Source organism: Photobacterium sp. J15, assembly GCF_963870815.1.
Lineage (GTDB): Bacteria > Pseudomonadota > Gammaproteobacteria > Enterobacterales > Vibrionaceae > Photobacterium > Photobacterium marinum.
The window spans coordinates 1524823-1540709 of the sequence record NZ_CAWMUI010000001.1; the positions used below are offsets into that span (position 1 = coordinate 1524823).

General features: G+C 46.1%; 17 protein-coding genes and 1 riboswitch. Of the genes, 8 read left to right on the forward strand and 9 right to left on the reverse strand.

Translation table 11 applies throughout. The features are described 5' to 3' along the window. Positions 1 to 60 precede the first annotated feature (60 nt). The 9 genes from AACQ93_RS07100 to purR form a co-directional block, all read right to left on the reverse strand. The gene (locus AACQ93_RS07100; RefSeq protein ID WP_064603240.1) at positions 61 to 672 is read right to left on the reverse strand and encodes a CDP-alcohol phosphatidyltransferase family protein; all 612 of its coding nucleotides are present in this window, start codon (positions 670 to 672) and stop codon (positions 61 to 63) included. Next, positions 672 to 1331 carry an ATP-binding cassette domain-containing protein gene (locus AACQ93_RS07105; protein WP_064603243.1) on the reverse strand — a complete coding sequence of 220 codons (660 nt, stop codon included), beginning with the start codon at positions 1329 to 1331 and terminating at the stop codon, positions 672 to 674. The genes AACQ93_RS07100 and AACQ93_RS07105 overlap by 1 nt, the downstream gene beginning before the upstream one ends. Further along, positions 1297 to 3024, reverse strand: coding sequence for an ABC transporter permease (locus AACQ93_RS07110; protein ID WP_064603246.1), 1728 nt, complete (start codon positions 3022 to 3024; stop codon positions 1297 to 1299). The genes AACQ93_RS07105 and AACQ93_RS07110 overlap by 35 nt, the downstream gene beginning before the upstream one ends. Positions 3025 to 3077: 53 nt before the next feature. Beyond that, the gene (locus AACQ93_RS07115; protein ID WP_064603255.1) at positions 3078 to 4271 is read right to left on the reverse strand and encodes an ABC transporter substrate-binding protein; all 1194 of its coding nucleotides are present in this window, start codon (positions 4269 to 4271) and stop codon (positions 3078 to 3080) included. Between the two features lie 5 nt (positions 4272 to 4276). After that, complete coding sequence (locus AACQ93_RS07120) at positions 4277 to 6511, reverse strand: FAD-dependent oxidoreductase (RefSeq protein WP_064603258.1); 2235 nt, start codon at positions 6509 to 6511, stop codon at positions 4277 to 4279. Between the two features lie 15 nt (positions 6512 to 6526). Continuing rightward, positions 6527 to 7111, reverse strand: coding sequence for a carboxymuconolactone decarboxylase family protein (locus AACQ93_RS07125; protein WP_064603261.1), 585 nt, complete (start codon positions 7109 to 7111; stop codon positions 6527 to 6529). 161 nt (positions 7112 to 7272) lie between these two features. Continuing rightward, entirely contained in the window at positions 7273 to 7665 is a 393-nt protein-coding gene (locus AACQ93_RS07130) for a hypothetical protein (RefSeq protein ID WP_232323294.1), read from the reverse strand. A 256-nt stretch (positions 7666 to 7921) separates the two neighbouring features. Further along, positions 7922 to 8512, reverse strand: coding sequence for a TfoX/Sxy family DNA transformation protein (locus AACQ93_RS07135; RefSeq protein WP_064603263.1), 591 nt, complete (start codon positions 8510 to 8512; stop codon positions 7922 to 7924). A 135-nt stretch (positions 8513 to 8647) separates the two neighbouring features. After that, positions 8648 to 8750: riboswitch (cyclic di-GMP riboswitch) on the reverse strand. A 216-nt stretch (positions 8751 to 8966) separates the two neighbouring features. Next, complete coding sequence (gene purR, locus AACQ93_RS07140; RefSeq protein ID WP_064603266.1) at positions 8967 to 9974, reverse strand: HTH-type transcriptional repressor PurR; 1008 nt, start codon at positions 9972 to 9974, stop codon at positions 8967 to 8969. 594 nt (positions 9975 to 10568) lie between these two features. Here purR and hutZ point away from each other — a divergent pair. The 8 genes from hutZ (at position 10569) to eutM (ending at position 15886) form a co-directional block, all read left to right on the forward strand. After that, on the forward strand, positions 10569 to 11126 hold the full coding sequence (gene hutZ, locus AACQ93_RS07145) for a heme utilization protein HutZ (protein ID WP_064603271.1): 558 nt from the start codon (positions 10569 to 10571) through the stop codon (positions 11124 to 11126). Positions 11127 to 11328: 202 nt separating this feature from the next. Next, positions 11329 to 11724: a hypothetical protein gene (locus AACQ93_RS07150; protein ID WP_064603274.1), complete on the forward strand. Its 396-nt coding sequence runs from the start codon at positions 11329 to 11331 to the stop codon at positions 11722 to 11724. A 428-nt stretch (positions 11725 to 12152) separates the two neighbouring features. Next, entirely contained in the window at positions 12153 to 12503 is a 351-nt protein-coding gene (gene eutS, locus AACQ93_RS07155) for an ethanolamine utilization microcompartment protein EutS (RefSeq protein WP_064603277.1), read from the forward strand. A 3-nt stretch (positions 12504 to 12506) separates the two neighbouring features. After that, a complete protein-coding gene (locus tag AACQ93_RS07160) occupies positions 12507 to 12977 on the forward strand; it encodes a EutP/PduV family microcompartment system protein (protein WP_064603282.1) in 471 nt (156 codons plus the stop codon). Between the two features lie 29 nt (positions 12978 to 13006). Then, the gene (gene eutQ / locus AACQ93_RS07165) at positions 13007 to 13726 is read left to right on the forward strand and encodes an ethanolamine utilization acetate kinase EutQ (protein ID WP_064603291.1); all 720 of its coding nucleotides are present in this window, start codon (positions 13007 to 13009) and stop codon (positions 13724 to 13726) included. A 2-nt stretch (positions 13727 to 13728) separates the two neighbouring features. Further along, positions 13729 to 14565: an ethanolamine utilization cob(I)yrinic acid a,c-diamide adenosyltransferase EutT gene (gene eutT / locus AACQ93_RS07170; RefSeq protein ID WP_007461131.1), complete on the forward strand. Its 837-nt coding sequence runs from the start codon at positions 13729 to 13731 to the stop codon at positions 14563 to 14565. Further along, positions 14552 to 15529, forward strand: coding sequence for a phosphate acetyltransferase (gene pta / locus AACQ93_RS07175; RefSeq protein ID WP_064603294.1), 978 nt, complete (start codon positions 14552 to 14554; stop codon positions 15527 to 15529). Before eutT ends, pta begins: the two co-directional genes overlap by 14 nt. Positions 15530 to 15565: 36 nt before the next feature. Then, a complete protein-coding gene (gene eutM / locus AACQ93_RS07180; protein ID WP_064603297.1) occupies positions 15566 to 15886 on the forward strand; it encodes an ethanolamine utilization microcompartment protein EutM in 321 nt (106 codons plus the stop codon). The last annotated feature ends 1 nt before the right edge of the window (position 15887 follow it).

The following is a 15887-nucleotide window of genomic DNA, read 5'->3' on the forward strand; positions in this document are numbered from 1 at the left end:
ATAAATCAGCCGCAGATTGTAACGGTAATACGGGCGATGACAAGTTTAAAAATTTGCTTGTTATGCCGCTTTTAAGGTGTGATACCCGGCCCAGATCCGCGAGAGTGTGGTTATCCAGCAAAGGCTACCGAAAATCCATGCAATGGCAGAGAAGTGCTGAGGTAACAGGCAGAACAAGACGAAACAGGCAATAGTTTCAGTGCCTTCAGTCAGGCCGCCAATGTAATACAGCGACTTGTGTTGGTATACAGGACTTTCAATATTACGTTTGCTTGCCATGATAGCAAAAGCCAGAAAGCTGGAACCGGTGCCGATAAATGAAAAAATCAGGAATGCTCCTGCGACAGCGTTGGTTTGTGGGTCGGCAAGAACAAAACCAAAGGGTATCAGCGAGTAGAAAAGGAAATCTAAGGTAATATCCAAAAAGCCGCCGCAGTCGGATATTCCCTGTCGTCGTGCAACAGCACCGTCGAGACCATCGAAAATGCGGTTCAAGACGATAAACCCGAGTGCCAATTGATATTGCTGGAGAACCAGCGCAGGCAGAGCCAGTAAGCCGATAGCAAAGCCGGCAAGGGTAATTTGGTTAGCAGTAATACCGAACCGATCAGGCAGGGTTGCTGCGGTGGTTAAAGGCCTACGGATAACTTTAATTGCGTACTGATCTAACATCACACACCTCTTGGATTATTCAGGCTGGATTGCCAGGGCCAGTGAAGAACGCTTCCGTCTGCCGGAATATCATCTTCATCGTGTGTCACCATTAGCGCGGGAATACTTTTTGACTGAATCTGCTGGAATACAAACGTCCGAAATTCACTGCGCAATGCTTTATCGAGTTTACTGAATGGTTCATCCAGCAGAACCGCGTGAGGTTCAGACAGAAGCATTCGCATTAAGCTTATACGTGCGCGTTGCCCGCCGGAGATCTCCGGTGGCATTTTATTGGCAAGCTCGGTTAATCCAATTTTGGAAAGTGTCGCCATCGCAGTTTCTTTACGTACTTTTTTGTTGACTGATTTAGGTAATCCGAAAGCCAGGTTTTCCCAAATATTCAGATGCGGAAACAGCAGATCATCCTGAAACAGAATCCCGATTCGGCGCTGATTTGGTACTAATCCGTTCATGGCTATCTCATTCAGGCGTATTTCACCACTCAGCTCAAACGCCGGACTCAGGTGACCGGCTATGGCGCTGAGCAGGGTGGATTTACCACAACCGCTCGGTCCCATCAGAGTGAGGACATTGCCCGCCTTCACCTTGAAACTGATTGGTTCAAATAATGCGTTCTCATCGTTAGTTAAGGTGAGGTTTTCCACAGATAATGTCATCCGTGTTGTGTCTCCGTTGTTGCTTTTCCTGACGGTTAAAACGGGATGAGTAACGGCTCGCCGTTAACGCCAGGATGAAAAAGATAAATGGCAGCATGCCTTGGAGCAGGCCATAAACGGCACTGACTCGACGATCTTGTCCGCTGGCAAGTGCGACAGCTTCTGTGGTTACGGTTGAAATCCGGCCTGCGCCCAGTATTTGGGTTGGCAGGTATTGCGCCAGGCTGACACTGATGCCGACAGCAAGGGCCAGCCAAACCGACGACAACATAATCGGCCGTTTTACTCGCCACAGGGTTTGCCAGCCGTTAAGGCCCAGGCTGCGGGCAGATTGATCCAAGCGGATGTCATAGCTGCGCCACGGTCCGTCTAATGACAAGTACATATACGGGAAGACAAAGAACAGGTGGCTCCAGGCAACCCACAGCCAGTACCATTGCCCCGGCACAAAATAGGTGCTGATCTGAATACCAAACAAGATGGACAGTTGAGGCAATACCATAGGAATTGCGATAAGCCAGCCGGGCAAGCTGCGCTGGTATTTTTGTCGGTATTCAAGGCAGGCAACAGCCAGAATCAAAGCCAGCAGACTGCTGATTAGAGCCAGAGTCACACTGTTTGTTGTCAGTTCAATCAGTGAATAGGATTCCTGTTGCCAGAACCGCAAGCTGTAGCGGCTCGGAAGCAGATCCGGAAAACGCCAGCGGTGAGCAAAAGACCATAGTCCCAGCACCGGCAGCACTATCAAAGGCACTGCGACGAAAGTGGCATAGCCGGGAAAGTGCCAGCGTTTATTATTTGTATGCAGAGAAGTCTCAGCAGAAGTCAATTTCGGACCACTGATCTGCCATTGGCGACAATATGACAAAGAGAACCATTCCACAAATCGGATAAAACCGAGGGCCAGCAATGCAATGGTCAGTAAAAGAATCGCACCGACAGCGGCACGGGGTAACAGGGTAAGCTCCGGTTCATTGAACCATTGCCAAACCAGAACCGAGAGTGTTGGCGGGCGCGATGGGCCGAGGATCAACGCAACATCAACCACAGAAATACCGTAAGCTAGCACGGCAAAAATAGGTAACCGCATTTTTGGCAGCCATTGCGGCAAAATGATTTTGAGCCAGCTTTCTTTTTCGCTGTAACCTAATCCGCTGGCAATGGCCTGCAAGCGCGTGACTTTGATTTGCTGAAGTACTGAAATACTCATCAGCAACATAAATGGCGTTTCTTTTATCGCCAATGCCATAAGCAAGCCGATACCAAACTGATCCTGTGTCAGGTTGAACCAGCCACTGGTATTTAACCCAATGTTTTCCAACACTCGGAAGAACCATCCGGTAGGAGCAAACGTGAAAGCAAAGCCAATTGCAAAAGCAACATGTGGCATTGCCAGCATGGGGGATAAGCTGTGCTCGATACGTTGCCAGCCGGGCTTGTTCCAATATCGGCGTAATACCAGAAAGCAAAACAGGGTTGCCAGTGATGTACTGCCGAAAGCACTCAGCAGGGTAAGCAGCATTGATTCGGTCAGCCCTGGCCATTGGGCGACAGCTACGAACGCGGATACCCCTGGCTCTGATAATCCGAGTTGGGGAAGCCATGAGAAAGCAGGTATCACAATTCCCAGTAATCCGGGGATTAACGGCAGGACGCAAAGTAGTAGGGTGAGCAGGAACAACAAATGAATCATAATAAGCCTGGTTAACGGGCATTCAAGAGAAGCATGAATGCCCGAACATAAGATTAACTACCGTAGCGCTTCTGCCATTCCAGCTCTATTGCTGTCAGCCAGCTTGGATGAGGCTCAGGAATGGATTTGAACAGTGAAAAGCCCTGAGTTCCGCCTTTGGCAAGTGCTTCTGCTTTCAATACTGATGGATCGCCCCAGATAGTACTGTCGGCTTTGCGTGCCTGTGCTTCCGGACTCAGCAGGAAGTTAATGGCAACCAGGGCCCCTTCCTTCGCGGTGGCATTCCAAGGAACGGCCAGGAAGTGAATATTTGAAAGTGCTCCCTGCTGGAAAGCATAAGTCTGAGCTGTTTCAACCAGATTACCACGCTCGATAGCTACATTGGCTGCATTCGGATTGAAAGTAATCGCCAGCAACAGCTGCTGATCGTCTAATAACTGGATAGTTTCACTGGTACCTGACGGAAAGCGTTTCCCTTGCTGCCAGGAGACTGGATGAAGCTGATCCAGATATTGCCACAGCGGCGCGGTAACTTGCTCGAACTTCTTTTTGTCCGTTTTGATATCGATTGGCTGGTACAGTGCGTTCCTTTCTTTAGTCAGCTCGATAAGCGCGGCTTTCAGGAAGCTGCTGCCATGAAATTCCGGTGGTTGCGGATAGCTGACTTTGCCGGGGAAGGCCTTAGCCAGACTTAATAATTCACTGAAGTTCTGCGGCGGGTTGTTCAGTGTCATTTTGTCATGAATAAACACCAGCTGGCCAACTCCCCATGGGGCTTCTAACCCTTCAGTCGGCTCGGTAAAGTCTTCGTAAACCGGTAGTGATTTATCCACATACCGCCAGTTTGGCAGCTGTTCGGTTATTGGTCCGTACAGTAAACTGCTGTCCTTCATAGAACGGAAGTTTTCACCGTTAATCCAGACCATATCGACGCTGCCGCCGGTGTTTTTCCCGGCTGTCTTTTCTGCCAGCAGGCGCTGAGTGGTTTCTGCTATGTCGGCTACTTTTACATGCTTTAGAGTAACGCCATACTCAGCCTGTAGCTGACGACCTGCCCAGCGAAGGTAATCATTGATTTCCTGGCTACCACCCCATGCATTAAAGTAAACAGTCTGCCCGCGGGCTTTTTCTACTGTTTGCTCCCAATTCTGTGTGACGGCAGAAGTTGCTGTGGAATTTGATGCCGCCTGAGCATGGCCCAGGCCAGCAGCAAGTGAAATGGCTAATCCTAAAAAGAGTTTCTTCATTTTAGTTAAATATCCCTATTTTCATTCAATACAGTTTCTGACGGTGCTTTATTGCCCGCATGCTTATTATTCTCTTTACGCATCCAACGGTGATATTGCTCGACCCAGGCAAGTAAAGCCTGAGGGGCGTTGGCCTGCTTCCAGACTCCGGCGGTATATTTGGCAGCTTCGCTCATTGTCGGGTAGGGGTGAACAGTGCCAAGGATCTTATTCAACCCCAACCCATGTCTCATGGCGAGGGTGAACTCCGCTAACAGTTCACCGGCATTACTGCCGACAACAGTGGCACCAAGGATCTTATCTTTGCCTTTTGGAGTAATTACTTTAATGAAGCCGTGATCTTCGCCATCTGTAATCGCACGGTCAAGGTCATCGATCCCATAAGTGACCACTTCAAAGTCGATACCCTGCATTTGGGCTTCTTTTTCGTTAATACCCACTCGAGCAACTTCCGGTGAAGTATAGGTTGCCGCCGGTAATACGGAGTAATCGGCTTTGAATTTCTTGAAATGTCCGAAAAGTCCGTTTACTGCTGCATACCATGCCTGGTGAGCAGCTGCATGGGTTAACTGGAACGGGCCAGCAACATCGCCTACTGCGTAAATGTTCGGGTACTTGGTTTGCAGGTACTCATTCACATCGACAGTGCCACGCTCTGTTGTTGTGATGCCAAGCTCCTCCAAGCCAAAGCCCTGAACGTTTGCTACACGACCAAGTGCCAGCATTACCGCATCAAATTCAACGACTACCTCGTTATCAGTGTTTTGGTCGAAGTTGTTACGGTGAAGATAAACGCGCTGGACCTGACGGCCATCTTCAGCAATGGTTGATTCAAAACGCACTGCTTTATGGCCGAGTTTGATGTCAACGCTATCTTTTTCAAGCCCGTTTCTCACCAGTTCAGATGCGTCATTGTCTTCGCGGATTAACAGTTGTTCCGCCATTTCTACCAAAGTGACTTTACTGCCGAGACGGCTGAAGCTTTGTGCCAGTTCACATCCGATTGGGCCACCACCGAGCACTAACAGACGTTCGGGTTGTTCTTTCAGTGACCAGATTGAATCTGAGGTCAGGTAGTTGACAGTTTCAAGCCCTGGAATATTTGGTACAAGAGGACGTGCTCCCGTTGCGATAACAATATTACGGGTTGTAATGCGCTCACCGTTAACTTCTACTTCCCATGGAGAGAGGATTTTTGCATCGCCCTCAATACAATTAACACCAAGCTTTGTATAGCGTTCTACTGAGTCGTGAGGCTCTATTTTTTCTATCACCTTATGGATGCGAGCCATCACCTGCCCAAAATTGACCTGAGGCTTCTCGGTTGTAATTCCGAAGTCCTGTGCACGGGAAATTTCGGCCATGGTGTGAGCGGCCCGGATAATTGCTTTAGACGGTACACATCCGGTGTTAAGGCAATCTCCTCCCATTTTATGACGCTCGATAAGAGTTACTTTGGCTTTCACTGCCGCAGCAATATAAGAACTGACCAAGCCACCGGCACCGGCGCCGATCACAACCATGTTCTGATCGAAGTGTTCCGGCCGTTGCCAGTCGCCGTATACACGGCGTTGGTTGATGATGTTCATTACCATCTTCGCAATAAGCGGGAACAGGCCTAGCAGGGCAAGAGAGATCAAAACAGGAGCAGAAATGATGCCGTTGAGGGATTCAATCTCACCTAACTGAGTACCGGCGTTGATATATACCATGGTACCGGCGAGCATCCCGACCTGGCTCACCAGGTAGAACATACGGGTACTGATTGGTGTCAGGCCCATAACCAGGTTCACGATAAAGAATGGGAAAATAGGAATCAGACGCAGAGTAAAGAGGTAAAACGGCCCGTCTTTCGCGATTCCTGCATTAATTGGTTCAAGACGATTGCCGAATTTATTTTGTACCCAGTCTCTCAGGATGTAGCGGCTGAACAGAAACGCGAGTGTAGCTCCTATGGTGCTGGCGAAAGACACCAGCAGCAGGCTCCACCAGAATCCGAACAGTGCAGCACCCAGCAATGTCATGATGGCAGCGCCTGGCAGCGACAACGCTGTGACGACCACATAGATGACAAAGTAGATCAGGCTGGATAAAAAAGGCTTCGCTGCAATAGTATCTTGCAGGGCAATTTGCTGAGCCTTGGCTTGCTCCAGAGTGAAGTACTGGCCAAGATCCAGTGCAAACCAAAGACCGATAAGGCTGATTATTGTCCCGAGGAGTAGCAGTTTTTTTCTATCCATGACTTCACCTTTCAATCATTTATCTGAAGATTCCGCAGTCGGTGCTTCTTCATCACCCGGCTGGATTGGAATTGAACAAAAACCTTGTTCAGGTACATCAAGTGCGGTGTTAAATTTCGCCGACAGGTTCTGGAAAGAAACCAGAGCAGTAAGTTCAACCAGTGCATCAGCGTCATACCATTTCTGAATATCGCTGAGCATCGTTTCAGTAACTTTTTGACCGGTGATGGTCATTGCCTCTACGTAAGTAAGAATCGCGCGCTCTTGCTCATCGAAGTGCTCACTGTGCTGCCAGTTAGCAAGGGCTTTGATTTTCTCAACACAATCGCAGCGCTCTGCCAGTTTCATACCGTTGGCATCAACGCAAAAAGCACAATCATTAAGCTGAGAAACACGAACGCAGACAAGTGAACGAATAACCGGGGTGATAGGGGAGGACTTACGATCTAAGTATCCAAAGAAACCGGCCACCAGCCAGAATAAAGCAGGGCGTCGACCCCACAAAAGAGCAGGATTCAGAACGTTACCGTAATGGCGTTTTTGAAGCCAAAGAAGTGGTTTAATGAAGATGGAATACTGTTTTTTGGCTGGTATACGCACATGAGCCCCTTATATGTCTGTATCACTGTAGCAATATGCTACTTTTAGTATATCAATCTAGTTGGACTAATGGTCGGCTATATTACTAGATTGTTGTGAGACACAGACCGTTAATGGGGCAATTAAATTTCAGAAAATTAAGATAATTTTGATAAAAGTGCTTAGTTGACTGAAATTTGTACTACTTGTGACCTTTGTTGTTTGGCAATATCTGCTGTATCAGGATTTGCGACGAAGAGATAAAAGCAGGCAACTAAAGGTAGTGAAGCAATCACCATGGTCTTGCCAATGTGATAGTTGCGATACCAGTATTTCTTTGAGCGAACTTTTAAAAAGACACCCCAGCAAAGCAGCAGTAGGTTAAAGGCTGCAGTAATAATTAGTGCACTCTCAAGAGCTTCAAGAGAGGCATGTTGCTGAAGTACTAAAAGTGTCACTATTGCAGACGGAAGTAAACTGACAAATACAAGACCACGCATTAACCTGGGCCATATACAAAACTTGTCTTTAAACATTTGTTCAGCTTGTCCGGGAAATGGCTTTGAATAGTACATAACAACCTCCGGTTTATATGACGGTTCAATTTTACTAATCGGAGGAGTTAAAAAAAGAGTGTTGATGATTTTATGAACAGCTTTGTGAGAAGTGTCAATTTTTCACTCGTATTGACAAAAAATTGTCAATTAACGACTAAATAATTTAATTAAGCAATTATTTTTATATGCTACAAGTATTAATTAATCAGGTTGGGTATAAGCATAAAAAATAAGAGGTGACATGCACCTCTTATTATATTTTGCTTATCTGAATTTAATTCAGTTGTGACAGAAGCTCTGTACGTCGCTGTTGTGGAATTACAGACCAGTGCGTACCACTTACAGCACCTTCTAATGCCCACAGAAGCTCGATATTAACTGTATCTTTGTGTGTCTCCTGCAATGCTCTGTAAGCATTTAGGGAGCCCGCTTCATACAGTTCTTCAACTGTGCTTATGCCAGCTTTCTTAAGCATTCGCTCGTTGGCAAGGCGAAGGTTTGGCAGATCTTTAATACGGTTCGGTCCGCTTTTGCTTTTGGTTTCCTTATCCTGTTTGGCCGCCTCCAGAGCTCGTTCAGCTTTGCTGACAATTCTTTGAGGCTCATTCCACCATTCTTCAGGAATAGCATATTGCTTAGTTACAACAGGGAAGCCACGTTTTTTATAAACGTAAGGTTCCAGACCTGCTTTCTTATATTCTTCTTCGTTGTCGGCATTAGCACGTAAATGCAATTTGTCATTTACTACAAGCGCAAACATTGTTTCGCCTGAAAATATGCCAAAACCGCCAAACATTGAACGAGATTTAATATTCTCGAAACAATTAAATAATCTTAATGATTCTTTAAGTACTGGTTTGTCCATGCGTCTTCTCGGTGATAAATATTGTGAAATATCTTCGAGTCACCTAAAACAAGAGCGAGGATTCAGAATAGCAAAATTTACAAAAAGACTATGTCAGCGATAAGTTAAAGTCTGACATAGCCATTTGCTACATCCATCGGCAACCCCGCTACCATAAGTGACATAGTTCATAAAACTAAACACTTTTAGGCCGGAAGCTTTGCGTCCCAATCTTTCGAATGGTTTGCCTTGTTCGTGACGCTATTAATATATCTTAAGTTATGATTTTTGACCTTGCTCCCATTTTTAAAAGTGTGATCTTGGTCCAATAAATTAGTTCGTTTTTTGGGCTCTCGACGCATTTTTCATATCGATTGTTCATATTGAATACTATTTTTTTCACGGATGAAAAAAAAACCGGCGAGTTGCCTCACCGGTTTTATGTGTCAATGTCGACGCAGATTGCAATTACGATTTATGCATTAAGATTCTTAACAGAATTGCGAACCACCAGTTCAGGTGCCATTTCAAAAATCTGATGCTCGTGTTTTTTGTCTTTAACACGTGCAAGTAAGATCTCGATCGCCGTTTGACCCAATCTGCGCTTTGGCTGGTGAATTGTAGTCAGAGGGGGCGAGAAGTAAGGCGCCAAATCGATGTTATCGTACCCGATGATAGAAATATCATCAGGAACACGGATACCAGCCTGTTCAAACGTACTGATCAAGCCCATTGCCATGATGTCGTTAAAACAGAAGATGGCGGTAGGGCGATCTTTCATTTCAATAAAGCGCTTCGCCGCAACAACAGCAGACTCACATTCGAAGTCCCCTTCAAGCAGCCAGTCTTCATTTACGTCCAGCTCAGCTTCCTTCATGGCTTTGTGGAAACCTTTCAGACGTTCCTGACATGTGAGTTTGTCTGTGTGACCGCTCAGACAGCCAATCTTTGTGTGACCTTGTTCGATGAAGTACTTGGTTGCAACATAGCCGCCAAGTTCTGCGTTGTCCTGAATTTTATCCGTGTGCGGGCTTTCCGGACCCCAATCCATAATCACCATTGGCAGATCTTTTTGACGTTCAAGAAGCTCAAGTAGCTTTTCGTCAAGATCTGAGCACATGACAAGCAGGCCATCGACACGTTTTTCTGCCAACATGCGTAGGTAATCTCGTTGCTTGGAAAGATTACCTTCTGTGTTACAAAGAATCAGTGTGTACCCTTGGCTATAGCAGTACTCTTCAACACCGTGAACGACTTCGGCAAAAAACGGGTTGGTTGATTTGGTTACCAGCATTCCGATGGTACGTGTGGTATTACACTTAAGGCTTCGCGCGACGGCACTTGGCGCGTAGTTCAGTTCTTCAACAGCCTCTAATACCTTTTTTTGTGTAGCTTCTGCTACAAAACGGGTTTTGTTGATCACGTGTGAGACTGTTGTCGTTGAGACTCCAGCTAAACGTGCAACATCTTTAATCGTTGCCATACTTATTCTTCTAATAATTTCAGGTCAGAGGTCCCGACCGTTTCATATTCATTTAAATTGATAGTAACAGACAGCAAAATTGTCTTTGTATTTGGTTGTTCAGGCAATTTTGCTGTTTGTTACTGTCTGTTTTATGAACAAATCATCATGTACAAAAACGCCAAAAAGCCGCTGCAACGAGCGGCCTTGCTTCTCGCGTCTTTAACTGACGTTACATTGTTAATCGCTTGCGTTCACATTCTACTGAGTGTAGCGCACAGTGCAACGTTTCTGTATTCCAAGATCTTAAATCTTGATAGATATCAACAAAGTTAATGCACTTTAAGGGTGTTAAGGTGCATATGATGCGTTATTTGTTTGAGCTATTTGATAGTGCTGATAACTTTTGGTTATAAAACATGTGCTTTTGTGACATCTGTCTTGGCAATGCGGAATGAGGTGGGATACCTGACTGCTCTCTCTTCAAGAGAAGCGGAAATCCGGGGCTATTATATTGATATGGGTAAAAATGGGAGTAGAGGTTAGAAAAAACGTCTATTCACTAATGCCGTCTTAAAGCATGAAAACAACAATATCCCGGAGAAATACAAGTTAATGAAACAGGTAAAGCAGGTACGCCTTCAAAACCGGCTTGGCCCTGAAATTGCCGAATTTCGAGAGTCGTGCCAGACCCTTCAGCTCGCTACTGTTGATGCAGAAGGCAAACCTAACGTGAGTTACGCGCCCTTTGCCTTGCTGGATGATGGTTATTATGTGCTGATCAGCCAGATTGCTAAACATGCGCGTAATTTGCTCGAGAATCCGCAAGTGTCTTTGATGATGATTGAAGATGAAGGTACGTCGAAAACGATTTATGCCCGTAAACGGCTGACATTTGAAGCGAATGTCTTTGTGGTTGATCGTGAAACCGAACGTTGGCAGGAAGGTATTGCTGCATTGCAAGAGCGTTTTGGTGAAATTGTTGAAGGGCTAAGCGGTCTGGCTGATTTTTCTCTATTCCGCCTGGAGCCGATTCAGGGATTGTTTGTTAAAGGTTTCGGTCAGGCATTTCAGGTTAGCGGTGATGATCTGGTGGACTTTGTTCATTTGCAGGAAGGACATAAGCGTATTGTAGATGGAAGCGAAGTGACAACACCATCAGAAAAGCTGTAACAGCAGTTCGTATCTTAATGTAAGTTGCAACGTAAATAGTGATTTAAGGCCTGAATGAATATCAGGCCTTTGTTCGTTTAGGTCGTTATAACGGACAATCGCGGAATCGCTTGATCCGGATCATCGTAAGCAGAAGGCTTTCTTGAAGGGGGAAAATTTCGTGTGATAATTGTCATATTGATAACAATATCGGATTTAATTTATGTCCAATAAGAATACGAAAGGTGTACGTTTTGCCTACGTTGCCAGCTTCCTGACCCCGTTTACGTTAATGATTTCTGGTATTTTTGCAGTGCTTTATTCCGCGTACCAAATGAATAAAGGTACAGATGAGCTGAGTTACAGCCACTACTACACAATTATTCGTACTTTCTTTTTGTTTTTTACCTTCTTTGTTGTGTTGGGCGTAACAGCCGCGACCATGAGTGGGATGGTGGCCGGTGCCGGTTACTGGGTACACAGCTCGCTGCTGGACAAGTTGTTGCAGGCAATTCCGGTTGCAGGTTTAATCATAGCAGCGCTTGCCATTCTGAAGTGGTTTTTCCAGCATATTAAAGGTATGAAGCTACTGAGCCAGAATAAGGCAATCGAGTTGTAAAAATCGAAGCGAATCATAACTAATATATAACCGAAGCCCTATGGCTTCGGTTTTTTTATGCCTGAATTAGAGTGAATTTAAAGCTTCTATAGACGGTGTTAAATGTATTAATCAATGACTTTTTATATTTAATTTATTGATTCTTTCAATTTAATCTTCTTCGGTTTTTATAGTTATACGCATTTTTTAAATTATTTTCCTGCTTAATTTCATCTCTGATTTAAATTTTATTCCTGAATGAAAATTATATTTTTTGTAAAAAACTAGCATTTAAATACTTATGGGGAATATGGTGACTGGGTTCAAAAATTAAGTAATTAATATGACACTTGATTACTATTTGCATAAGAACTGTGACTTGGGTTGAGTAATAGCTCTAGAATCATGTGTAGATTATATGAGCATGTTTTGTCCTGTTAAGTGATCTGATGATAGATATTGATGCTGGAAAAGAACGAATTATTCAGGAGTTTGTGCCAGGTAAGCAGGTTACACTTGCGCATCTTGTTGCAAATCCAACCGAAGAGCTTTGTGAACGTGTTGGCGTAGAAAGCCTGGGTGCTATTGGTATTCTGACTCTAACCCCCGGTGAAACTTCAATTATTGCCGGTGATATTGCGACTAAGGCAGCCAATGTCAGTATTGGGTTTCTGGACCGTTTTTCTGGTGCTTTAGTTATTACCGGAAGTGTTTCTGCCGTTGAAGAATCTTTAAAAACCGTAATAAGTGTTTTAAGCGATACCTTGTCTTATAACACTTGCGATATGACAAGAACGTAAATTATGACTACGGATCAGATAGGCAATGTCGCTTTTGTTGGTGAAGTTGATGCTGGTAAATCAGCGTTGATCGATAAGTTAATTGTTCAGGAAGCCAATATTGGTAAAACCCAATCCCCCATTTTTTATAAAGGTCGGGTAATTGATACTCCGGGAGAGTTTGTTGATAACCGCTCATGGAACGGTGCATTACTTTCCACGATCTCTACCGTAAAAACGATTGTCATTTTGCAGCCGGCAACGGCAAAACGAATAACAGCGCCAAGCGGTCTGCTGCGTGTATATCCAAATAAAAATGTTGTTGGGGTGATCAGCAAAATTGACGCAGAGGGCGCTGATTGCGAGAGAGCTGCGGCTTTGCTGAAACAAAACGGAATAGCTGGGCCGTATTTCGAAACCTCAATTTTTGATCAGGCATCAGTTGATCGGCTTTACCACCATTTACTTTCGCTCCAGCCCGTTGCGCTGGATTGAACTGTGTCTAACTACCAAGGATTGCAGTAATGAAGAAATTAATTTCTGCAGCGGATGTTCGCAAGGCGAAGTCAGAAAAACGACCGTACCTTGTTGTCCCTGTGAAGGATTTTATTGTGACGCCGGAAGCGCGAGATGTTGCCAGTGTGGAAGGAATTGAGCTTTTAGAAGAGGCTCCGGTTGCCCCGCAGCCTCAGATCACTCAGCCGACAGCTATAGCAGAACCTGTTGCTATTTCACAACCGGTAACGTCTGCTGAATTGTCAGTCGCTCGGGAAATTCAGGCTGAGATTGAATCAAAACTGCCGGATGTTGACGGTGAAAAGAGCGCATTAATCCAGGCTTTAGTTGCTAAGGCATTGGCTGATTTTAACCAACAGGCTCCGGCTTCTGCTCGTCAAATAAATGATGACGGTATTGTACTTGTTCGTGGTAATGCGGTTCAGCTTGGTGAGTTCGATGGAGCGCCAGGAAAGAACATAGGTCTGACAGACGTTATCGGTGCTCAGGACAATAGTAACATGGGGGTTGGTTACATGGGGTGGGAGAACGCCTTCTTCCCATGGACTCTATGCTACGACGAAGTCAACGTAGTACTGGAAGGTGAGTTTCATGTTAAGACAGCCTCCGGCACAACTATCGGAAAGCCTGGCGATGTGATCTTCATTCCTAAGGGCAGCACGGTGGAGTTTGGTACACCGACGCATGTTCGCTATGTCTACATTACCTATCCGGCTGAATGGGCGTAGGTATGGACAAGACAACAACACCTTCGTTTATCACTGAAGATTACCTGCGCCAGCATGTCGGTATGCGGCATGGCGGGGAAATTCACCTGCCGCCGGGTACACGTTTCACTCCGGCCGCACAGCAGTTACTGAATGACAAACAGATCACTGTGCGCTGGCGTGATGAAAAAGGGCAGGTGTTTGTTGAAAGTGCGTCTACGCAGGGCGCACAGCTGGAAAAGGTGCATCCGCTGAAAAATAATAATGTCAGGCCGGAAAATGCCTGCATGTTATGCGGTTCTGATGTTGCCAGTAAACCAGCGTTAATGACCCATCTCAATGACCAGATGCTGGTGCCTAAGACCCATCCGCGTATTTTGCTTAGAGGCAAGCTCGATAGCTGTATCAGTTATTGTGTGACTGTACAGTGTGCAATGGATTCAATGCCGGAAATGTTGCAGGGCTTTGTGGCTGACATCCGTTCGTATCTTGGTCAGGTGATGCAATGTGAAGTGACTGAACAGTCCTTACCTGAGCCTGAATTAGGCGAATTCAGCGCAGATATTGTCCATCGCTGGTCCCATAATCCGCTGCGTTATTTGGGTCATGACCATATCCTGCCTGATGTGAGTTACGGAGCTTTAGTTGCGCAACTTAACTACCTTCGAGCACAGGTACGTGAGCTGGAGCTAGTGGCAAGCCAAGTGTATATGGACCATAGCATGAAGCTGACTCGTAACGATATTGTGGCAGGTCTGAACCGGCTATCCAGTGCGATATACGTTGTGATGATTCTGGTGCTGCAATGCCAGCATGGCAATCATGCGCTATTAGGAGGGCTGGGCAATGAAATTGCTTGAGCAGTGCCGTAGCCAGTGTTTTAAACATCCTAAACGTATCGTTTTTCCTGATGCTAATGATGTTCGTCTGTTACATGCCGCAAATGAAATGAAGCTGGCGGGGTTGGCTGAGCCTATCTTGCTTGGCAATCCGTTTCTGCTTCGGGACCTGGCACATCGTAGTGGTATTGCTGTTCCATGCCTTACTTTGCTTTCTCCGGAATCGGCAGGTTGTTTTGACGAGATGGTGGCAAGCTATATCTCCAAGCAGCGTAAGCCGGTGACGAAGGAAGAAGCCGTTTCCAGGCTCAAGCGTCCGTTGGATTTTGCCATGATGATGGTTGATCAGGGCTATGCAGATATTTGCATTGGCGGCAACGTATCTACAACCGGAGATGTGATCCGCGCGGCTATCCGTGGCATCGGTGTTGCGCCGGGCTCTAAAACTGTTTCCAGCTTCTTCCTGATGTTGTCACCAGACGGTGAACAGGTTCATGCCTTTTCCGATGCCGGAGTTATTCCCGTTCCGACGGCACAGCAGTTGGCTGATATTGCCATTGATACTGCATATAACTACCAGATGCTCACTGGCAATGAACCACGTGTGGCCATGCTTTCTTTTTCAACCAAGGGAAGTGCTGATCACCCGACTGTGAGCAAGATATCGGAAGCCACCGAACTTGTCCGCCAGCGCCAGCCGAATTTGATCATCGACGGTGAAGTGCAGTTCGATGCTGCGATTGTTCCGGCGGTGGCGGCCCAAAAAATGCCTGACAGTCCGCTTGGCGGTCAGGCCAATGTCTTTATTTTCCCCTCTCTGAATGCGGGCAACATTGCCTATAAAGTGGCTCAGCGTCTGGGAGGATACATAGCTCTGGGTCCCATGCTGCAAGGTTTGGCGGCACCGGTGCACGATTTATCCCGCGGCTGTAGTGCGACAGATATCGTCGATATCTCAGTGTTGGCATCCAGCTTGTGTAAATAACCCATTTAACCAACAGCTAGTTTTGAGGATTTAACAATGGAAGCGCTAGGCATTATTGAAACAAAAGGACTGACGGCACTGATTGAAGCATCTGATGCCATGGTCAAAGCAGCCCGTGTTCAACTGGTTGGCTACAAGCAAATCGGCTCAGGAATCGTTTCTGCCATGGTGCGTGGCGATGTGGCTGCATGTAAAGCGGCAACTGATGCAGGGGCTGCTGCTGCCCAACGTTTAGGTGAAGTGGTTGCTGTACACGTTATCCCTCGTCCACACGGTGATCTGGAAGCAATCTTCCCAATTACAGCGGAGGAAGAGGAAGCGAAACCTGCTCCTAAAACCCGCACTACAACCAAATAAG